The sequence below is a fragment of the Asticcacaulis aquaticus genome, assembly GCF_028550415.1.
Taxonomy (GTDB): Bacteria; Pseudomonadota; Alphaproteobacteria; order Caulobacterales; family Caulobacteraceae; genus Asticcacaulis; species Asticcacaulis aquaticus.
In genome coordinates this window covers 11,511-32,521 of record NZ_JAQQKX010000001.1, presented here as the reverse complement: position 1 = coordinate 32,521, position 21,011 = coordinate 11,511, and the positions used below count along the sequence as shown (strand labels likewise).

20 protein-coding genes are annotated in these 21,011 nt (G+C 61.0%); 9 read left to right on the top strand and 11 right to left on the bottom strand.

The genetic code is table 11. The features are described from left to right. Positions 1–53 precede the first annotated feature (53 nt). On the top strand, positions 54–1,955 hold the full coding sequence (locus PQU92_RS00145) for an ABC-F family ATP-binding cassette domain-containing protein (protein ID WP_272746183.1): 1,902 nt from the start codon (positions 54–56) through the stop codon (positions 1,953–1,955). A gap of 133 nt (positions 1,956–2,088) precedes the next feature. On the opposite strand, the gene PQU92_RS00140 is transcribed toward PQU92_RS00145, so the two are convergent. The 4 genes from PQU92_RS00140 to PQU92_RS00125 form a co-directional block, all read right to left on the bottom strand. Beyond that, a complete protein-coding gene (locus PQU92_RS00140) occupies positions 2,089–2,574 on the bottom strand; it encodes a hypothetical protein (protein WP_272746182.1) in 486 nt (161 codons plus the stop codon). Between the two features lie 39 nt (positions 2,575–2,613). After that, entirely contained in the window at positions 2,614–2,946 is a 333-nt protein-coding gene (locus PQU92_RS00135) for a proteinase inhibitor i78 (protein WP_272746181.1), read from the bottom strand. Further along, entirely contained in the window at positions 2,946–3,389 is a 444-nt protein-coding gene (locus PQU92_RS00130) for a DNA polymerase III subunit chi (RefSeq protein WP_272746180.1), read from the bottom strand. The genes PQU92_RS00135 and PQU92_RS00130 overlap by 1 nt, the downstream gene beginning before the upstream one ends. Positions 3,390–3,578: 189 nt before the next feature. Beyond that, positions 3,579–5,048, bottom strand: coding sequence for a leucyl aminopeptidase (locus tag PQU92_RS00125; RefSeq protein WP_272746179.1), 1,470 nt, complete (start codon positions 5,046–5,048; stop codon positions 3,579–3,581). Between the two features lie 309 nt (positions 5,049–5,357). Here PQU92_RS00125 and PQU92_RS00120 point away from each other — a divergent pair, with 309 nt between their 5' ends. From PQU92_RS00120 to rsmA, 6 genes are all read left to right on the top strand, one after another. Beyond that, positions 5,358–6,509: an LptF/LptG family permease gene (locus tag PQU92_RS00120; protein WP_272746178.1), complete on the top strand. Its 1,152-nt coding sequence runs from the start codon at positions 5,358–5,360 to the stop codon at positions 6,507–6,509. Next, complete coding sequence (locus PQU92_RS00115) at positions 6,506–7,645, top strand: LptF/LptG family permease (RefSeq protein ID WP_272746177.1); 1,140 nt, start codon at positions 6,506–6,508, stop codon at positions 7,643–7,645. Before PQU92_RS00120 ends, PQU92_RS00115 begins: the two co-directional genes overlap by 4 nt. 111 nt (positions 7,646–7,756) lie before the next feature. Next, the gene (locus tag PQU92_RS00110) at positions 7,757–10,609 is read left to right on the top strand and encodes an LPS-assembly protein LptD (protein ID WP_272746176.1); all 2,853 of its coding nucleotides are present in this window, start codon (positions 7,757–7,759) and stop codon (positions 10,607–10,609) included. Positions 10,610–10,627: 18 nt separating this feature from the next. Further along, positions 10,628–11,944, top strand: coding sequence for a peptidylprolyl isomerase (locus tag PQU92_RS00105; RefSeq protein WP_272746175.1), 1,317 nt, complete (start codon positions 10,628–10,630; stop codon positions 11,942–11,944). After that, the gene (gene pdxA / locus PQU92_RS00100) at positions 11,945–12,949 is read left to right on the top strand and encodes a 4-hydroxythreonine-4-phosphate dehydrogenase PdxA (protein ID WP_272746174.1); all 1,005 of its coding nucleotides are present in this window, start codon (positions 11,945–11,947) and stop codon (positions 12,947–12,949) included. Positions 12,950–12,982: 33 nt separating this feature from the next. After that, a complete protein-coding gene (gene rsmA, locus PQU92_RS00095; RefSeq protein ID WP_272746173.1) occupies positions 12,983–13,807 on the top strand; it encodes a 16S rRNA (adenine(1518)-N(6)/adenine(1519)-N(6))-dimethyltransferase RsmA in 825 nt (274 codons plus the stop codon). Between the two features lie 105 nt (positions 13,808–13,912). Here the strand turns inward: rsmA and PQU92_RS00090 are convergent, their stop codons facing one another. The 5 genes from PQU92_RS00090 to PQU92_RS00070 all read right to left on the bottom strand — a co-directional run bounded on the left by PQU92_RS00090 (position 13,913) and on the right by PQU92_RS00070 (position 17,489). After that, a complete protein-coding gene (locus PQU92_RS00090; RefSeq protein WP_272746171.1) occupies positions 13,913–14,653 on the bottom strand; it encodes a hypothetical protein in 741 nt (246 codons plus the stop codon). Between the two features lie 46 nt (positions 14,654–14,699). Next, the gene (locus tag PQU92_RS00085) at positions 14,700–15,473 is read right to left on the bottom strand and encodes a class II aldolase/adducin family protein (RefSeq protein ID WP_272746170.1); all 774 of its coding nucleotides are present in this window, start codon (positions 15,471–15,473) and stop codon (positions 14,700–14,702) included. 73 nt (positions 15,474–15,546) lie between these two features. Further along, a complete protein-coding gene (locus PQU92_RS00080) occupies positions 15,547–16,029 on the bottom strand; it encodes an NfeD family protein (protein ID WP_272746169.1) in 483 nt (160 codons plus the stop codon). A 2-nt stretch (positions 16,030–16,031) separates the two neighbouring features. Then, positions 16,032–16,979, bottom strand: a complete 948-nt coding sequence (locus tag PQU92_RS00075) for an SPFH domain-containing protein (protein ID WP_272746167.1) — start codon at positions 16,977–16,979, stop codon at positions 16,032–16,034. Positions 16,980–17,057: 78 nt separating this feature from the next. Further along, positions 17,058–17,489: an NUDIX hydrolase gene (locus PQU92_RS00070; RefSeq protein WP_272746166.1), complete on the bottom strand. Its 432-nt coding sequence runs from the start codon at positions 17,487–17,489 to the stop codon at positions 17,058–17,060. 143 nt (positions 17,490–17,632) lie between these two features. On the opposite strand from PQU92_RS00070, the gene PQU92_RS00065 reads away from it, so the two are divergent. Next, complete coding sequence (locus PQU92_RS00065) at positions 17,633–19,057, top strand: FAD-binding oxidoreductase (RefSeq protein WP_272746164.1); 1,425 nt, start codon at positions 17,633–17,635, stop codon at positions 19,055–19,057. Positions 19,058–19,191: 134 nt separating this feature from the next. Here PQU92_RS00065 and PQU92_RS00060 read toward each other — a convergent pair whose 3' ends face one another. Beyond that, positions 19,192–19,500: a hypothetical protein gene (locus PQU92_RS00060; RefSeq protein WP_272746163.1), complete on the bottom strand. Its 309-nt coding sequence runs from the start codon at positions 19,498–19,500 to the stop codon at positions 19,192–19,194. A gap of 182 nt (positions 19,501–19,682) precedes the next feature. On the opposite strand from PQU92_RS00060, the gene PQU92_RS00055 reads away from it, so the two are divergent. Next, on the top strand, positions 19,683–20,060 hold the full coding sequence (locus tag PQU92_RS00055) for a hypothetical protein (RefSeq protein ID WP_272746162.1): 378 nt from the start codon (positions 19,683–19,685) through the stop codon (positions 20,058–20,060). On the opposite strand, the gene PQU92_RS00050 is transcribed toward PQU92_RS00055, so the two are convergent. Next, the gene (locus tag PQU92_RS00050; RefSeq protein ID WP_272746161.1) at positions 20,061–20,894 is read right to left on the bottom strand and encodes a response regulator; all 834 of its coding nucleotides are present in this window, start codon (positions 20,892–20,894) and stop codon (positions 20,061–20,063) included. Positions 20,895–21,011 lie beyond the last annotated feature (117 nt).

Here is a 21,011-nt window from a genome sequence, read left to right as displayed (position 1 = left end):
GGCGGCTTATAGCGAGGCCCAGCGCATCCGCCAACCTGTTTTTTACGACCGAAATGCTACAGATCACCAACCTGACCTATGACGCCTATGGCCGCCGCTTTTTCGACGGAGCCACCCTCAGCCTGCCGCCGGGGACCAAGGCCGGTCTGGTCGGTCTCAACGGCGTCGGCAAATCGACCCTGTTCGGCCTGATCCTCGGCAAATCTCAGCCCGGCGGCGGTGAAATCACCACCCCGAAATCGTGGCGCGTCGCCTCCGTTGATCAGGAAATCGCCGCTTCACCGCAGCACCTGATCGACGCCGTGCTGGAAATCGACACCCGCCGCGCCAATCTGCTCAAAGCGCTGGAGACCGCCGATCCCATGCAGCAGGCGGAAATCCATAACGACCTCTACGCTATCGGGGCCGACCGCGCCCCGTCGCGTGCCGCCGAAATCCTGAGCGGCCTCGGCTTTTCGACCGCCGACCTGACGCGACCCATTTCCGACTTCTCCGGTGGCTGGCGGATGCGCGCGGCCTTGGCCGGGGCGCTGCTGGCTGAGCCCGACCTGCTGCTGCTGGACGAACCGACCAACTATCTCGACCTCGAAGGCGCGCTGTGGCTGGAGTCCAAACTCAAGCGCTATCCCAATGCCGCCCTGATGATCTCGCACGACCGTGACCTGCTCAACGAGTCCGTCGATGCCATCGTCCACGTCGTTGGGCAAAGGCTCGACCTCTATACCGGCAACTACGACAATTTCGAGCGGATGCGCGCCGAAAAGGCCCGCCTCAATGCTGCCAATGCCGCCAAGCAGGAGGCCGAACGCGCCCACCTGCAGGCCTTCGTCGACCGCTTCCGCGCCAAGGCGTCGAAGGCCTCGCAGGCCCAGTCGCGCATGAAGAAGCTGGAAAAGCTGCCGCCCATCGCCGCCAATATTCAGGACCGCGTCGCACCGTTTCGCCTGCCGTCGCCGGAAAAAGAACTGGCCCCGCCGATCCTGCGCCTGGACGACGCCAGCGTCGGTTATGGCGACACGGTCATCCTCCGGCACATCAATATCCGCCTCGATCCCGATGATCGGATTGGGGTTTTGGGCGTCAACGGCGCCGGTAAATCAACCTTCGCCAAGCTGCTGGCCGGCGCCCTGACCGAAAGTCACGGCACCCAATGGCGCGACCGCCGGATGCAGGTCGCCTGGTTCCATCAGCATCAGATCGAGGCCATGGATCCGGAGGACACGCCGCTGGAGATGATGCGCCGCGCCCGTCCCGACGACACCGAATCCAAGCGCCGCGCCCGTCTGGGCAGCTTCGGCATGACGGTCGAAAAGGTCGAGACCAAGGTCAAGGACCTGTCGGGTGGCGAACGCGCGCGCCTGCTGCTCAACATGGTGGCGATGGACGGCCCGCACCTGCTCATCCTCGATGAGCCGACCAACCACCTCGATATCGACTCGCGCCGCGCTTTGCTCGATGCGCTGAACGATTTTGAGGGTGCGGTGCTGATCATCACCCACGACCGGTCGCTGGTCGAACTGGTGGCCGATAAGCTGTGGCTGGTCGATCAGGGTACGGTGAAGACCTTCACCGGCACGATGGACGACTACGCCAAGCTGGTCATCGAACGCGCCAAGACCGCCACGCGCGAGGAAGCGCAGGCGGCGGCGAAGGACAAGCCGGCCAGTGTCAATTCCAAGGATGCGCGTAAGGCCGCGGCGGCGGCGCGCAACGCCATCGCCCCGCTGAAGAAAAAGGCTGATGACCTTGAGCGTCAGATCGAGGCGCTCGGCAACAAGATCAAGCTGCTTGATCTGAAACTGGGCGACGCCAATATCTACGTCAAAGACCCCAATGGCGCGGTGGCACGGGGCAAGGAAAAGGCGAAGCTTGAGGCTGATCTGGTAAAGATGGAAGCCGACTGGATGGACGCCGCCGAGGTATATGAAACGGCCAAAACCGAAGCGGGTCTTTGATCTCTTCCCACTCCCTGAGGGTATAGCGCCAGCGAAAGTATAGCTTTCGCCAGCGATGGGACAGCGCGTCAGCGCAGGGTGAGGGGGAAAAGTATCACCGCGCTCGGTTGAGGCATTCCCCCCTCACCCGATCCTACGGGTCACCCTCTCCCTCAGGGAGAGGGGAAGTCAAAGGTCCATCTTCAGTCATTGAGACATTCGCCTCCGCCCGTCTCATCGCCAGATAATCCTCAAGCGGTCTGCCGGTGCGTTGCTCGATCAGCTTGCGCGCCAGTTTGGGCTCGTTGCGTAGCATCTCGTCGTCGCGCATCTTTTCGCGACGCTTGCACAGGGCAATGTGTTCGGCTTGACGCACGGCGTCGTCTTTCGCCCGTTGCAGGGCGTCGCTGTGCTGATAGACCTCAAGCTTCGCTTTCGCGGCCTTGGCCGCCGACGCATCAACACGGGCATAGAGGCGTTCGATGCGATCCCCGACGCGCACCGCTCGTTCGATGTCAAGCAAGGTGTCCGGATCGGGCAGCTTTTCCGCACAGGTCAGCATCCGGTCGGCGAAGGCGCGCAACCGCGCCCGACGCTCTTCGGGGGTGAACTGTTCCTTTGTGCGGTCGACCTGTGACATGCGCCTATGATGCGCGCACATTTCACGGACGAGGATAAGTTACCCGCAATTGACCGATTTGATGATCCCGCTATCGGTATCAAAAATGATCGTCTGGCGTTCGGGATTGAAGTCCATCGTCGCCGCACAGGTCGAGCACAGAACGCGACGCTTGGACGGTTCCAGCGGCACGGGAATTTCAGTCCGCGGCTTACCCACCAGATATTGCAGCGCCTTGGCTTCGCAACGATCCGCATCGACCGGCTTGAACTCCGGCGGCTTTTGCGGTGTCGGGCGCGCGATCGGTTGCGGCGTCGGCGCCGGTGGCGGCGGCGTTGTCGAACAGGCCGCTAAAGCCAGCAAAGACAGTAGAGCGAGCGATTTTTTCATCATTACATGCGTTCCCAGCGGCCGTTGTCGTTCTGCTTCCAGTAGGCGAGATCGGCAGAAGCCGCCTTGAGCGTTTTCCACTGCGCCCGCGCCCAGCTTAAGTGCGCCTCGTCCTGACCTTCGAACAGGATCAGGCAGCGTTGATACACCGACAGATCGGGCAAATTCATGGCGCTGACCGAGAATAGAACCTCTGCTGCATTGGCGCGCTCGCCCGAAGCGCCCAAGAGCACCGGCTGACGCTCGGCGTGGGGTTCGCTCTCCAGTCCGTGCGCCAGAAACGTCTCCTCGCGCCATGCCCACAGGTGTTGGTCGAGATCGGCCAGCGCCTCCCCTTCCCCCAGCACATAGGCGCGCCAGCCCTTTTGCAGCGTCTTGTCCAACAGGTCGGGCAAGGCGGCTTTCAGCGGCGTGCGTTCCAGATGGTAAAACCAGACTTGGGTCATTCCAAACTTTACCTCCCCAGTTCACTGGGGAGGGGGACCGCACGACGCTTGCAAAGCAAGCTAGATGCGGTGGTGGGGGCTCGTGTAGACTCCAAAATCATAACCGTTTCAACTTTCCGGGCCCCCTCCGTCACGCCTTCGCTTTCGCTTAGGCGCGCCACCTCCCCCGGCACGCCGGGGGAGTATAAATTACGCTTCGTAATAGGCCTTTACCAGGGCATCCAGCGTCCGCACCCCGAAGCCCGTGCCGCCTTCGGGTACGGTCGTGACGCGCTGCTCGTTGGTCCAGGCCGTCGGCGCGATGTCGATATGCGCCCACGGCACATTGTTGACGAAGCGTTGCAGGAACAGGGCCGCCGTGATCGAACCGCCCGGACGGCCACCGATATTGCGAATGTCGGCGATTTTCGAGTCGATCTGCTTTTCGTACTGCGGCGGCAGCGGCATGCGCCACGTATTCTCGCCCACCGACTTCGACGCGTCGGCAAGCTTGCCGGCCAGATCGTCATTGTTCGAGAACACACCCGCATAGTCGGTGCCGAGCGCGATGATCATAGCCCCGGTCAGGGTCGCCAGATCGATCATGAACTGCGGCTTGAAACGATCCTGACAGTACCACAGGGCGTCGGCCAGCACGAGGCGACCTTCGGCGTCGGTATTGATGACCTCGATCGTCGTGCCCGACATGGCGGTGACCACGTCGCCCGGACGCTGGGCGTTACCGTCCGGCATGTTTTCGACCAGACCGACGATACCCACCGCATTGACCCTGGCCTTGCGGCTGGCCAGGGCGACCATGGTGCCCGACACGGCGGCCGAACCGCCCATGTCCCACTTCATGTCTTCCATGCCCTCGGCGGGCTTAATCGAGATGCCGCCGGTGTCAAACGTCACGCCCTTACCGACAAAGGCCACAGGCTGGGCGTCGCCCGCGCCGTTCCATTGCAGAATGACCAGCTTGGATTCTTTCGACGACCCCAGACCGACGCCGAGCAGAGAGTGCATCCCCAGATCGGTCATTTCCTTTTCGCCCAGCACCTCGACCTTGAGGCCCAGCGACTCGTAGCCCTTGAGGATATCGGCATAGGATTGCGGATAGAGGACGTTGGCCGGTTCCGACACCAGATTACGCGCCAGCAGCACGCCATCGGCAATGCCTTTCAGCGGCACAAAGGCGGCTTCGGCGGCGGCGACATCGGCGGTGACGATGGTAACGGATTTCAGCGTCGGGCCCTTGTCGCGCTTGGCCTGACCGAAATATTTGTCAAAACGGAACGAGGCCAGCGTCAAGGCGAAGGCCGCCGTGGCCGCCTGCTCTGCCGAAAAACCGGTCAGGTCGAGGCTGACATCGGCAATGCCCGCCGATTTGACGGCGTGAAACAGGCTGCCCGCCACCGATTCGAGCGCCAGCCCGTTCAGCTCCGAAAACGCCGCGGCGCCGACCGCGATCAGCGATACATAGCTCTGCGACGGCAGGGCCGACAACACCTGCACCTTGCCCTTCGCGCCCGTAAACCCGGCCTTTTTCAGCGCGCCCGTCAGGTAGCCGCCGCTGGCGGCCTCCAGCGCCTTTGCACCGTCGCTTAAGACGAGGTCATCGCCGACCAGCACGGCCAGGGCCGAGTCGGCGGCAATCGTAGCGGAAAATTGAATAAGCATGGACAACTCCTAAGTTTCAAACCGCCGGTCTCGCCTTCACGGGCAGACATTATCGGGCGACCTGAGATTCCAAGCCTGCGTTAAAGCACTTTTCCGACCGCCGTGGCAAGCACATCACACATCCGAACGGCGTCACGCACAGGTTCACCCTCAGCCTCGCTTTATGGGGGATTATTTTTGCACCTGCGCACATTGGCCGCTTGCTATTGAGGACGGATAAGGCCAAAAAAGGAGGATTGTTTGCGCCCGCCCCAAACCTCGTCTTTTTGGGCGATCTACTTTTGCCCCATAGTCCGGCCTGAATATTTTATGCGCACCATAGAATCCTATATTTCAAAGCAGATGCGCGTCCCGATTATCGGCGCGATTCTCGCTCTGACGGCGATCGCCATCCTGTCGCAGTCCCTGACGCAGTTCGACATCATCGTCGAGCGTGGCCAGAGCGCCGCCACCTTTTTCAAGGTCACCTTCCTGGCCTTGCCGCAACTGGCCGGGCTTATCTTTCCGCTGGCCATCTTCATCGGCACGCTGGTCGCGCTCAACCGTCTGCATAACGATCACGAAATCGTCGCCTGCTACGCCAACGGCATGAGCCTGTGGCGCATCGCCTCGCCGGTCGTACGCTTCGGCGTCTGCATCACGCTTCTGGGGCTGGTCATGTCGCTGTTCGTGCAGCCCGCCGCCTCACGGATCATGCGGACCGAGCTGTTCAAGATCAAGACCGACGTCATTGCCGCCGCCGTGCGCGAAGGCGACTTTTCGACCACCCTGTCCGGCATGACCATCTACGTACAGCGTATCGACCAGAACGGCCTGCTGCGGCAGATATTCATCCGCACCCCGGGCCCGAACGGCCTCGACCGCACCTATTCAGCGCGCGAAGGCCGCGTGGTGAACCCCGAAAGCGGCGGTCAGGTCCTGATCCTGCGCAACGGCTCGACCCAGCAAGTGTCGCCGCAGGGCGTTCTGAACCACCTGACCTTCAACGAATATTCCTTCGATATTTCGCAATATGTCGTTTCCGACAGCTATTTGCATTTCAAGGATTCCGACCGATTCCCGCACGAGCTCTTCTTCCCCAACCGCGCCATGGGGTGGGAAAACCATAACTGGAAAAAGCTTGTGGCCGAAGGCCATGCGCGGATTTCGGGTCCGCTCTACAATCTCGGCTTTTCGCTTCTGGCGGTGGTCGGCGTATTGGGCGGCGCCTTCAGCCGTCACGGCTATACGCGCCGCATCGCCATGGTCTCGTTCATCGCGGCGGGTATCCGTATTTTAGGCTTTGCCGTCGAAGCCGCCTGCGCTGGGGCCCCGGAAGCCAATTTTCTGCAATATGTCGTTCCGCTGGGCCTGATATATGTCTGCATGCGGACCATCGGCCGTAACGACCGGTCCGCCACGCGCGGTAAGGCGCGTCACTTCGAAGCCCTTACCTCCGGTGCCGGGAGGGCCGCCGCATGAACCGCCTCCAACCCCTTCTGACCCTGCTCAGCTTCCTGAACCCCTGGCGCAACCGGCGTCTGGAAACCTATGTCCTGCTGCGCTGTCTGATGGGCACCCTGACCGGGCTGGTCGTGATCGCCAGCATCATCTTCCTGATCGACTATGTCGAAATCTCGAAGTCGCTGGGGCAACGCGCCGATCTCAACAGCTTCCAGATCATCGGCCTGCTGCTGCTGAAATCCCCCAATATCATTCTGGTTCTGCTGCCCTTCGCCTTCCTGTTCGGCACCCTGTCGGCCTTCGTCGGCCTGAACCGGCGCTCGGAGCTTATCGCCATGCGCGCGGCGGGCGTCTCGGCCTGGCGCTTCATCCTGCCCGCTACCGGCATGGCGGCGATCATCGGTGTCTTGACGATTACGGTGCTCAACCCCATCGCCACGGTCCTCTCCGACCGCTACGACCAGTTCAACAGCGGGCTGGAACAATCTGACACGCGGGTCAAGCGGACGGACATCTTCCTGCGTCAGGGCGAGGTCAGCAAGCAGACCGTCATCCATGCCCGGACGCAGGATGCGCGCGGCACGCTTCTGGACGCCACCTTCTGGACCTACACCCTGGCCAAGGACGGCACGCCGACCTTCGAGGGGCGAATCGATGCCAAGGAAGCCGTGCTCAAGACGCGTAACTGGCTGCTGAAGAACGCCCGCGAAGCCAAACCCGGTGAACCGGCGCAATATTTCAATCAGTTGTCGATCGATTCCAATCTCGATGCCCGCCGTGCCTTCGACAAGTACGCGGCACCGCAATCGACCAATTTCTGGGAACTGCCCGCCACGATCTTTCAGATCGAAACTTCAGGCTTTTCCGCCGCTTCCTATATATTGCGCCTGCATCAGCTTCTGGCCACGCCACTGATGTTCGCGGGCATGACGGCGCTGGGGGCCGCCTTCTCGCTACGCCTGATGCGCATTGGCGGCCTGGCGCGGCTGACCCTTTCCGGCGTCGGCCTTGGTTTCATCATATTTTTCCTTAACCAATTGTGCGGTTCTATGGGTAAGGCCGAGGTCATTCCGATCTTTCTGGCCGGCTGGGCCACGCCCGCCGTGTCGCTTCTGGCGGCGATGACCTTGCTTGTCTATACCGAAGACGGGTAAGGGAGCGAGCTTCGGAATCGTCCCGAATGTGTATAGCGTCCGCCGTCACGGCATAATTCCGGTCCTTCGGGGCCCTTCGTTTCAAGCGTGTCAACCAACGGGTCCGCGAAGATGAGAAAAAGTTCCCTCAAGCTGAGCGTGGGTTTCCTTAGCCTTCTGGCCGCCGGCGCCATCGGTGGCGAAGCGTCGGCGCGCGTCGTCGACCTGCACGAGGATCTGGACGATACCGGGCGCGGCATCCGCTTTTTCAGCGACTTCGACGACGGCGGGAGCGTGTCCGACGCCCTGCCCGCGCCGGAACCCGTATCCGCCACACCCGAGGCGTCGTCAGACGTAACCGCCAGGGTCATCGACACGCCGACGCCCGCCCCGCTTCGGACGCCGAAACCCAGAGCGAAGCCCGTCGCGGCGCCCGTCCCGACGGCGGCTCCCGCCCCCCTTATTGTGCCCCCCCTTGTTGAGGAAGACGCGCCGCTGACGACCCGCCGTTCACTGGCCGTGGTCAAGCCCGTTGCCGACGACCTGACGCCGCTCACCGTCGAGCAGGTCGCCCTGCCCGCCCTGGCTCAGGCAAAGGATCCCGTGGGGGACCCTGCCCCCGAATTGGACGTCAATCCGTCGCGCAACCCTGTCGTGGTCAAGACCGAAGCGCCGCTGGAAGACGACGGCCTGGGCAAGGAAGGTGCCTATATCACCGCCGACGAAGTCACCTCGCCCGAGAACAATATCGTCGTCGCCCGCGGCAATGTCGAAATGCGCTGGGAAGGCCGGCTGATCCGCGCCGATCAGGTCTGGTACGATCAGACGACCGGCAAGACCATTGCCACCGGCAATACGCGGACGATCAATCCGGATGGCTCCGTTCAGTACGCCGACCGTCTGGAAATCGATGACGGGCAGTCGTCCGGCACCGGCGACCGCATCGCCTCGATCGATACCGAAGGCACCAAACTGTTCGCCAACAAGGTCGAGCGGGTGGATGTCGATACCAATCGCCTGAGCGAAGTCATTTTCACACCGTGCGAACTGTGCGTGAAAAACAACGTCACTCAGGAGCCGACCTGGCACATTCAGGCCACCAGCATCACACAAGACCGGGCACGCCGCGTCGTGATCTATCGTAATGCGGTGTTCAAGGCGCGTGGCATCCCCATATTTTACTTGCCGATCCTTTGGCACGCCGACCCCAGCGCCAAACGCGCCTCGGGCTTCCTGATGCCAAAGGCCGGCTATTCGCAGCGACGCGGCGTGTCTCTGGAAACGCCTTATCTGTGGGCCGTGTCGCCCTATACCGACATCATTTTCAGTCCGAAACTGTCGTCCAAGGTCAATCCGCTGCTCAATTTCGAGGTCAATCGGCGCTTCTATTCCGGTGATTTCCACGCCCGCGCCGGATATACCTACGAATCGTTCTTCGATAATGAGGGGAACAAGTGGGACAGCAAGCAGGGCCGCGGATATATCCTGGCCGATGGTAACTTCGACATCAATCCGGACTGGCGCTGGAACTTCACCCTTCAGCGTGTCTTCGACAAGGCCGAGGACGGCACGCCCCTGGCCAATCTGTTCGAACGTTACAAGATCGACGACGGCTTCCCGCAAGCCGGTGAATATCATGGTGGGTCGCGTCACCTGATCAATCAGGCCAATCTGATTCGCCAGACCGACACCGCCTATTTCAATGTATCGCTGGTCGCCTTCCAGAGCCTGCAGATCGGCAGTTCGAATACACGGATCATCGATGACCAGTCCTCGATACAATATCTGGCCCCCCGTGACGAAACCCTCCCGGTCGTCGCGCCTCTGATCGAAGCCTTCTGGTCGCCCAAACAGGATATTCTGGGTGGCCGCCTGACGGTCTCGGCGTCGGGCGTTTCCGTTATCCGCAAGACCACACCGGCCAGCGATATCGCCGTTAATGCGACCGGCCCCGTCGACTCGGCGCGCGCCACGCTGGGTCTGTCGTGGCGGCGGGAGCTGTTCACACCGATCGGGCTCAGGATCGCCCCCTTCGTCGAAGGCCGCCACGATCAGTACCGGATCAAGGATTTCGACAATAATCCCGCCACGGATGATTCGCACAAGATCGCACGCAGCCTGAGCACAGCGGGAATCGATTTCAGCTATCCGCTGATCCGCAAATTTGCTGGCCTGACGACCGTCATCGAACCGATCGCCCAGATCGCGGTGTCGCCGCGCTCCGAATCTGAATTCTACCTGACTAACGAAGATTCCACGGCTTTCGAATTCGACGACTCGACCCTGTTCAAGGCTAACAAGTCACCCGGTTTCGATCTGTATGAAGGTGGCAAACGCCTGAACCTCGGCCTCAAGACGCAGTTCAATTTCGACAACGGCTTCAAGCTGTCGACTCTTGTCGGGCGCTCGTTCCGCGACGAACCGGAACTGTCCTATTACCGTACGCTTGCGGGCACGACCTACACCTATGATCCGTCGGGTTTGGCGGGCAAAAAGTCGGACTGGGTGGTTCAGGCCGAATTCGATACCGGCAAGGGCTTCCGCGGCTATACGCGTCATCGACTCGACAGCGGCGGCAATATACGCCGTGGCGAAACGGGTTTCAGCGTGATGACTGCCTCCAGTCAGGCGACGATCCGTTATCAGATTGACAATACCGAAGCCGGCCAGCGCGCGACTACGACCGGCCCCGTCTTCTACGACGACGGTAAACGTTACGAAGACCTGCAATTTTTCGGGCAGCACTTCTTCAACGCCCGCTGGGGCGTATCAGCGCAATTTGCGCGCAATATCAGGGCCCAGGCCTGGCTGCGCAGCGAAGCGGCTCTGATCTACAAGGATGATTGCGCACGCTTCGAACTGGTCTATCAACGCGATGAAACCGCCCTGCTCAGCGAGAACGGCAAAGGCAGCGAATCCATTTCAATCCGGATAAGCCTTGCCACATTAGCGCCATCGGACGATGATTTTGTTAATATACGCTAGGGCTCGCATGGGCTATAGATGTTCCCTTCCGGCGCGGCCGCCATTCACCAGACCAAAAGACTTATAAGCACCGAAATGACCGTCACGACCTCCGCTTCCCTTCGTCGCTCCGCGTTCCTGCTGGGCGCCTGTCTTTGTCTGGCCCTGCCGGTTCAGTCCCATGCCCAGACCAAGCCTTTGGGCGAAGGTGTCGTGGCCACCGTCAACGACAAGCTGATCTCGTCCTACGACCTCAAGCAGCGGATGCTGCTGCTGATCATCACGTCGGGCGTACAGATTACCCAGCAGAACTATGCCGCCTTCCAGCAACAGGCGTTGCGGACCCTGATCGACGAGAACCTGCAACTGCTCGAAGCCGATCATTACGAACTGAAGATCACGGACGCTGAAATCGACGAGGAAATCGCGTCGATGGCCCAGCAGTCGGGCCTGACGACCGAGCAATTGTTCGCCGAACTGAAGCGCGCCGGGGTCGAACCCCAGACGCTGCGCAACCAGATCAAGGCCGAAATCGCGTGGGGCAACCTGGTCAATGGCCGCTTCCGCCAGAAGGCCCGCGTCGGCAAGGAACAGGTCGATTCCTATATGGGCAAGCTGACCGAAGACAGCCAGAAGCCGCAATACCTCGTCGCCGAAATCATGATCGATCCTCAGGTCGCCGGCGGTCAGAAGGAAGCCGAGGCCGGGGCCCAGCAACTGTTCGACCAGATCGCTCAGGGCGTCGCCCCCTTCCAGTCGGTTGCCCGTCAGTTTTCCAACGCGCCTTCGGCGGCCAATGGCGGCGACGCCGGGTGGCTGGTGTCGGGCACGATCGACCCGAAGATCGAGGCGACCCTGCAAACCATGGACTCGGGCCAGATGACCCGTCCGATCGTCACCGAAAACGGCGTCTATATCTATTATCTGCGCGAAAAGACCGCTGGCAATTCCGACACTCAGATGCGTCTGAAACAGGCCGCCATCCCGCTCAACGCCGGGGCGGGCGCCACCAAGGCCCTCGCCGATTTCCGCGCCAAGTACCCGACCTGCGAGGCGCTGGGTACCGAAAAGGGCAATGGATCGGTGACCGTGACCGACCTTGGCGTCACGCCGCTCAGCGACCTGACGCCGGAATATGCCGCCGCGCTCAAGCCGCTCAAGACCGGACAGACCACGGCGCCGATGTCCAACGCCATGAACACCAATGTGCTCTATGTCTGCGACAAGACCCTGGCCGGTGACAACGCGCCGTCGCGCGATCAGATCGAAAACCGCCTGACCCAGGAAAAGGTGTCGATGCTGGGTCGCCGCTACCTGCGCGACATCCGTGCCGCAGCGACGATCGAAACGCGGTAATTGACGCCGCTTGTCATCAGTCTGGGCGATCCGTGCGGCACCGGCCCGGAACTGGTCCACAAGGCGTGGCAGGCCCTGCGGCATCGTCCGGAACTGGCCTTCGGCATGATCGGCGATGCCGCGCTTCTGGAAACTTTAGGGTCGGTCGCAAAGGTTCGTGATGCCCGTGACATTGCCGGAGCCTTCGCCGACGCCTTACCCGTGCTGGATCACCCCCTGACCGCCCCGGTGGTTACCGGGCAGCCCGACCCGGCCCATGCCCCGCATACCGTCGACTGGATCAGGACCGGCGTCGATCTGTGCCTGTCGGGACAGGCCCGCGCCCTGATCACCGCGCCCATCGCCAAGTCCGTGCTCTATGCCACCGGGTTCGGCTTTCCCGGCCATACCGAATATCTGGGCGATCTGACCGCCGCTACGCCCTATGACGGTACGCGCGGTCCGGTGATGATGCTGGCCGCCAAGGATTTGCGCGTGGTGCTGGCGACGATCCATATCCCCCTCTCCGAGGTCAAGACGCACCTGTCGGCGCAGATCATCCATGATCTGGCGCATGTCACGCACGAGGCCTTGATCCGCGACTTCGGCATTACCCACCCCCGGCTGGTTCTGGCCGGTCTCAACCCTCACGCGGGCGAAGACGGCACCATCGGACGCGAAGAAATCGAGCTTTTGCAACCACTTGTGAATAGATTGCAAAACGAAAGCGTTGACATCAAAGGGCCTTTCCCCGCCGATACCCTGTTCCACGAAGAGGCCCGCGCCACCTACGACGCCGCGCTGTGCCTCTATCACGATCAGGGGCTGATCCCGCTCAAGACGCTGGACTTCTGGGGCGGTGTCAATATAACGCTGGGCCTCCCCATCGTGCGCACCTCACCCGATCACGGCACGGGTTTCGGCATCGCCGGTCAGGGCATCGCCCGCGCCGACAGCCTGATCAACGCCATCGAGGCCGCCCACCAGATAAGTCTGAATCGCGAGCGCATTCCAAAAAGTGTGTAGCGGTTTTTGGAATCAAATGCGCGACAAAGAAAAATGAGCACTCTCCCCACCCTGCGTGAAAGCCTTGAGGCGCATGGCCTGATGGCGAAGAAAAGCTTCGGTCAGCACTTCCTGCTCGACCTCAACGTGACGCGCAAGATCGTGCGTTTGGGCGGTCCGTTCGATGGCGACACGGTGATCGAGGTCGGTCCCGGCCCCGGCGGCCTGACGCGCGCCCTGCTCGAATCCGAGGCCAAATACGTGTTGGCCGTGGAAAAAGACTCCCGGTTTATCGAGCTTCTGGCCGAATTGGACGCGGCTTATCCCGGGCGTTTCGGCGTGGTCGAAAACGATGCGCTCAAGGTCGATGAAGCCGCACTTCTGGCCGAATACGGTCTGCCGCCCGAAGCGCATCTGGTGTCGAACCTGCCCTATAATGTCGGCACGCCGCTACTGATCAAGTGGCTGACCGGGCCGTGGCAGCCGAAGTCCCTGACCCTGATGTTCCAGTTGGAAGTGGCGCTGCGCGTCGTGGCCCCCGTCGGCGACGACGATTACGGTCGTCTGAGCGTCATTTCGCAGGTCCTGTGCGACTGTGACAAGATCATGGACCTGCCCGCCCGCGCCTTTACGCCGCCGCCCAAGGTCGACAGCGCCGTGGTGCGTCTGGTGCCCAAGGCTGAGCGCCCGGACAGGAAGATCATTAAAAACCTCGAAACCATCACCGCCGCCGCCTTCGGTCAGCGCCGCAAGATGCTGCGGGCCTCGTTGAAAGGTCTGGGCGGCGAGACGCTGCTGGCTAAGGTTGGGATCGAGCCGACTTTGCGGGCGGAAAATATCAGCCCGGCGGATTTTCTCAGGTTGGCCGAAGCGCTTTAAGGTCTTGGGGCCAGTTGGCCCCAAACCCCATAACTTGGAGCAGATGACTCCGCCGGTGTCACGTTCTCCAAGTGACGGGTGAAGGGCCTATGGCCCTTCGGCCCTTCAAAACCTTTTCCACAAACCAACTGTGATGGTCTTCGTTTCCGGCACATTCTCGCCCGACAGGGTCTGCCGGTAACCGACCTGAACGCCCAGCGTCTGCTTGTCGTCGAAAAAGCGCACGGCGCTGATCTCGCCATGCGTCCATCTGGCCTGAAAACCTTGTCTCTTGTCGGTCTGACCGACATAGACCTGCCCCAGCACCAGCCATTTCGGCGACGGAGTCAGGCCTGCGGTTACATCGACGCGCCATTGGTCGGCATCCATGCCACCGCGGACCCGGCGGGCGATCTGGGCATCGATAAAGGCCGGTTTACTACCGACCGTGAACCCGTACCCGCCATAGAGGCGCGCCTCGATATCCGGGTCGTCATTGCCCGTTTCGTCGAAATCGGCACGGCGGCCTTCCCCGAAACCATCAACCGAGACACTGGCGCTGACCACGCTGTGGTCGTCGCGGTAAAGCGCCGTCTTGACGCCGATCTCGACCGAGCCCAGACCTGAGAAATCATCCGTAGCGGTTTGAATATCCTGAAGATTGAGCTTCCCGAATACGCTGAACAGGTCGTTGATCCCGTGATCCGCATAGACGGTCAGGCGCTTTTCTTCCCAACTCGCGAGCGGAATGGCCTTGTCGCCCGCCGCGTTGAACCCGCGATCCGCCGAGACCGTTTCCGCCTTGACGATCAGCTCCGTCGCGCCGGGATCGGGCAGCCAGGCGCTGGCCGAGGCCACCACGGGCATCAACCATAATCCGAGAATTAGTCCCCGCCCCCACAGCTTCATTCGCTCAGCTATCCCAGCCCGGCCATTGACGTTGCAACCTTCGTAGCAAACCCGGCCACAGAAGGCCAGAGACGAAACCGACGCCTCCACCCAGCGGCGCCACCTTGTCCTGCACGTCGGGCGTGGCAAACAGCACGCCGTCGCGGCCGGCACTGAGCGCCGCGATCTGCTGACGGCAGGCCTGTTCGAGGAAATAGATCAGGGTAAAGGCCTCACCGGCGCTCGAACCATAGGCCAGAGCGCCGTGATTGCGCAGGAGCATGATCTTTTTGTCGCCGAGGTCATCGACGATGCGCTGCCGCTCGTCGTGGTCCAGCGCCACGCCTTCGTAGTCGTGATAGGCCAGATGCGGCCCCAGCAACAGGGCATTCTGCGTCAGCGGCAGCAGCCCTTCCTTTTGCGCCGACACACCGGTCATGGCGTCGGTATGCAGATGGATGACAAAGTGTGCGTCGCGACAGGCGGCATGCAGCGCGCTGTGGATCGTGAAGCCTGCCGGATTCACGAATCCTTCGGATTGACCGACCATATTGCCGTCGAGATCGACCTTGATCAGGGCCGAAGCCGTCATTTCTTCGAAGAACACGCCATAGGGATTGATCAGAAAATGATCGACTTCGGAGGCGCCCGCCTCGGTCAGCGAGTCCTTCGCCGCTACACGGGCCGAGATGTGGGTGAAGATGGTGTCGTCCCACCCAAACAGCGCCACGAGCCTGTACAGGGCAGCAAGGTCTTTGCGGATTTGCCATTCGGCAGAACTGATCGACGGGTCGGGCATGACGTTTCCTCGGATTTATTTTCCACGATGAAACGTCAATTGACCCAGCGTAAGTCAATTCATCACAAGTGTCTTAGGCCGGTTTGACGATCAGCTTGCCTTCGGCGACCTTGAGTATCTCGACCTTTTCCGCGGGCAGGATCGGCCGTGTCGCCCCGCCCCGTTCATAGACCGCCGGCCATTCAACGCCTTCGTAAATGACGCGACCCGTGCTGAGACTGCCGTCACGATCATCGAAGGCCTCGATAACCAAAGCTTCCTTGCCGATCAGCCGCCCGTTGGGATCGTTGATATCGACCACAACCTCGACCGGTTTCATGAATTTGCGCGACAGGAGCGTCATGGCGGTCGTCAGGACGCAGAAAATCACGATCTGCACGAGCAGATTGACCGGCAGGCCGGTCAGGGTCAGGACGGCGACGATCCCTGCGCCCGTGGCTGGCCACAGCAGCCATTGCGTCCCGACCAGCGCTTCGATGCCCAAGATGACGCCGCCGATAGCCAGCCATATCCAGAAGGCCTGAAACCCGACGGTCGGGGCAAACAGCAACTCCATCCTCAGCCTTCTTTCTTACGCGCAACGGGGGCCGCGCCGTCGGTCGCGCTGACCGACTTGATCAGTTCGGCCACACCGCCGACGGTCCCGGCCAGCGACGCCAGATCGGCGGGCAGGATCAGGGTCTTGGTGTTGTTCGACTGAGCGAACTTGCCGAAGGCCTCGACATATTTCTGCGCCACGAAATAGTTGATGGCCTTGGTGTCGCCAGACGCGATGGCGTCCGACACCAGTTCCGTCGCCTTGGCTTCGGCCTCGGCGGCGCGTTCGCGCGCTTCGGCGTCCCTGAAGGCGGCTTCGCGGCGGCCCTCGGCCTCCAGCACGGTGGCCTGCTTCTGGCCCTCGGCGCGGGCAATCGCTGCCTGACGCTCGCCATCGGCCTCGATGATCAAAGCGCGGCGCTCGCGTTCAGCCTTCATCTGACGCGCCATGGCGTCGGTGATGTCGTGCGGCGGCTTGAGGTCCTTGATTTCGATGCGGGTCACCTTGACGCCCCACGGCGAGGTCGCGTGATCGATGACGGTCAACAGGCGCGTATTGATCGAATCGCGCTGCGACAGCACCTCGTCCAGTTCCATCGAACCGACCACGGTCCGCAGATTGGTCATGGCCAGCTGCGTGATGGCGCCATTGAGATTGTCGACGCGGTAAGCTGCGGCTGCCGCATCCATAACCTGAATAAAGACAATGCCATCGACGCGAACATTGACGTTGTCCTTGGTGATGACGTCCTGCTGCGGCACGTCGAACACCTGTTCCATCATGTTGACGCGCTTGCCGACCGACTCGATGAACGGCGTCAGGAACGAAATGCCGGGTTTCAGCGTCCGCGTATAACGGCCGAAATTTTCGACCGTGAACTCCCGGCCCTGCGGCACGATCTTGACGATCGACGACACCACCACAAACAGAAGCACCAGGCCGATGACCGTGAATATACCGAAAAACATAGCGTTCCCCTCAAGTTTCTACCTGAGAGATATCTTATCGGATTTATACCGTTTGGCCACAGAAACCGGACAACACTTTTATGTATAACGCAATTTGTAAGCCCGCATCAGAACTTCCTTGAGGTCCGGCTCCAGCAAACGCTCCAAAGCCTGTGCATAGGGCACGAAGACCGCCTCCTCAGCATCGTCCCCGGCCACCGGTTCCCCCGATTGCCATTCCGCCAGATAGTCGATCAGCACCAGATGAAAGCCATCGGGATAGGCCTCGGTCGGGTGTTCGATGATTTCATAGACGCCGATCAGCGGCCCCAGTTCGGCCTCTATACCGGTCTCTTCGTGCAGTTCGCGCAGAGCCGTGGCCTCCATCGGCTCGAAGCGATCGACCTTGCCGCCGGGGATCGACCAGTGGCCCTTGCGCGGTTCACGCCCGCGGCGGATTAGCAAAACTTCATTATCGCGCCAGCAAACAACGCCAATGGCAGGGATCGGGCGGTGAGTTTGCGCTTGCACTTATGGAATCTCCGGTTAAACCGCGTTTTATATAGCTCAAACGCCGCATGGCTCGCCACATAAGTGGCGGCGGGCGGTCGCCCTTGCCGAATGACAAGTGTCATTCGGAGTACACCACGGTTTACCCAACGGATACCAGCACCATGACCGCTTTTGCCGAATGCCCGCCCGTCGCGCCTGAAATCGTCGCGCAGATCAAGGCCATTGTCGGCGAGGCCGGATGGTCCGACGACGATATCCGCGTGACGGCCAAACTGACCGAGTGGCGCGGCAAATGGAAGGGCCACACCCCTCTCCTCGTCCTGCCGAAGACGACCGAAGAACTGTCGCAAGTGGTGAAGCTCTGCTACGACAACGGCGTCGCCATCACGCCTCAGGGCGGTAATACCGGCCTGGTCGGCGGGCAGATCCCGTTCGGTGAGATCCTCGTCTCATTAGAGCGCATGCGTCAGATCCGCGACGTCGCGCCCACCGACGACACCATGGTGCTTGAGGCCGGGATCACCCTGCTCGAAGCCCAGCAGATCGCCGAAAAGGCCAACCGTCACTTCCCGCTGTCGCTGGCCGCCGAAGGCACGGCGACGGTCGGCGGCGTGATCTCGACCAATGCCGGGGGCACGGCGGTCCTACGTTACGGCGTGACACGCGACCTCGTCTCGGGCCTTGAGGTCGTCCTGCCGAACGGTGAGATTTTCAATGGCCTGAAGCGCTTGCGCAAGGACAATACCGGTTACGACCTCAAGCAGATGTTCATCGGCGCCGAAGGCACGCTGGGCATCATCACCGCCGCGTCGCTCAAGCTGTTCCCTGTCATGAATTCGCGCAGCGTCGCTATCGTGGCGTTCGAGACGGCGCAGCATGCCATCGACCTGCTGGCCCGCGCCAAGCAGGAAACCGGCGGTCAGGTCGAGGCGTTCGAACTGATGGGCCGCTACGGCCTGTCGCTGGTACTGAAAAACATCCCCGATACGCGCGAACCTCTGGAGACGGAGTATCCGTGGTACGCCCTGATCGAAGTCGCTTCCGGCGATCCGGAAGGTGCGGAATCGTCGATGGAGCGTCTGCTGGGCGCGGCGTTTGAAGAGGAGCTGATCCTCGACGCGGCGATCGCGCAGAACGAAACCCAGGCCGAGGCCTTCTGGCGTCTGCGCGAAGAACACTCCGCCGCCGAAAAGGTCGAAGGCGCGGCGTGGAAGCACGACGTGTCGGTGCCGCTGTCGCAGATGGCGGATTACATCATCAAGGGCACCGAGGCCGTGCTGGCCTTCCTGCCGGGGGCACGTGTGGTGACCTTCGGCCACGTCGGCGACGGTAATGTCCACTTCAACGTCATTCTGCCCGAAGGCATGGACCCGGCTGAATTCAACGCCCTGCGCGACGACGGGGCCAAGGTCGTCCACGATCTGGTTCATCAGTACGAGGGCTCGATTTCCGCCGAGCACGGCCTGGGGCGCATGAAGACGCAGGAAGCCCTGCTCTATAAAGACCCGGTCGCGGTGGCGGCCATGCGGGCGGTGCGTCTGGCGCTCGATCCGAAGCGCATCATGAACCCGCATGTCCTGTTTTAAAATCGGATAGGCGCTTCGTTTTTATCTGCCCTACCGCTTCGCTATTTGAGGGCGGGCGCATCATGAACCCGCACCTCCTGTTTTAAAATCGGCATAAAGGTGCGCGTGTCAGGCACGCACACCCGAGACTTTGATCAGGTTTCACCGTGTATATTGATATGGGTGGAAATAACGATCATCTCTTCGTAAATGCCCCACAGTTCAGTCTGACACTGATCGTACTGCGTTGTGAGTTCCTCATAGCTGGGCCCCCAGTAATAAGGGTCTGACATGGACAGGGTGCGTTGATCGTCGATCGCTTCGCACTCGCTGTTCTTGACGAAGAATTCGGCCAGCTTGTTATCGTAGTCCTGCCACGTATAGGCATGGGCATTGGTCGCCGCCAGCAGGGCACAGAGCGACACAGCCGTCAGCGCAGCCTTTTTCAAAGCCTTGGGGATCATCAATTTTCCTCTCTGATTGAACGCGCCTGCTTTCCCGCAGATCGCGAATTTGAAGAGACAAAATTCAACCCCAAGTGTCAAATCTATTTATATCACAAATATGTGCGCGAGCACGCCTGACCATTGTAAGTTGCCGCATTAAAATAACAATGTAATCTGCGCATCAGTCAGGGAGATATCACATGCACCGCATTACCGTCCTCGCCATCGTTGCCGCCGGTCTGGCCCTGCCCGCCGCGGCTCAGACACCTAAGCCCAAACCCGCGCCTGTGGCGGCCGCCACCATGCCCAAGGGCGATTACGAATGCTGGGCCTATAGTTCGCCCCGTATGCTGCTCAACTTCACCGTCACCGCGCCGGGCAAGTACCGCGCCTCCGACGGCAGCATGGGTACGTTCAGCGTCGATCCGAAGACAAAGGCCGTGACCCTGACCGGTTATCTGAAAAACGTCATGCCGGACGGTTTCAAGACCGTTTATCGCGACACCAACAACAAACCGACCCTCAGCTTTATCGGCACCAGCGGGTCCGAAGCCTCGTTCTGCGAAAAAGCTCGTTAGTTATTTGGCCGGTTGCGGCGTCGCGGCGGCCTCGGCAGCGCGGGCCTGAATCTTGTCGCGTGACAGCCGCCCGATCAGACTCAGCAATTCCGGCATGACGAAGGGCTTGGGCAGAAGCTCTTCGGCCCCTGCTTCGCGCGCCGCCGCCAGAACGTGCATGGCGCCGATCTTGTCGTTGATGCCTTCCGACATGGCCGCCAGACGGACGTGCGGATGGTCCTTTTTTATCTGCGCGATCCCCTCGACGCCGCCGATGCCGGGGATCAGGATCGCCGTCAGCACGATGTCGATCATCCCCAGATTATGGTCGAAGAAGACGTCTTCCATATTGTCGGCGACCGACACCTTATAGCCGACCTGTTGCAGGGTCATGCCGATGAACGTGCGCAGCTGCACATCGGGATCGACGACCATCACATGGACCTCGGTCCGGCGTTCGCGGTGATAGCGATGTGTTTCCGCCAGCATGGTTTTCAAACGGTCGGGATGGATCGGCTTGGCCAGCAGAAAGTCCGCACCGGCGGCCTTGGCCTGATCGAGGATCGTCGTCCCTTTCTTGCCGCCCCAGACGTGCCCCATGACGGCCAGCGGCGTGTCCTTCATCTGCGATTTTAGGAAATCGATCTGGCTGACCATATTCTGGTTGTCGGCATAGGCATCGACCAGCAGCAGATGGAAACGATTGTGCTTGAGGCTCCGCAGCGCCATGTCCTGGCTGAAACTAAGGACGGATGTCCATTTCTGCTGGCCCAGCAGGCGGGCGACCTGACGTGCCTGATCGCGGTCACTGTCGAGGACCAGCACACTCCCCAGATTGGTTTCACCCCCGCTCATTCGCGGCTCCCAAAGACACGGTTACGCTAATATAGTCTTCTTATGTTTACCCTTACGCCTTTACCGTATAACCGCATTCAATTCCGAATATAGATACCCGGAGTACAGTATATGAAT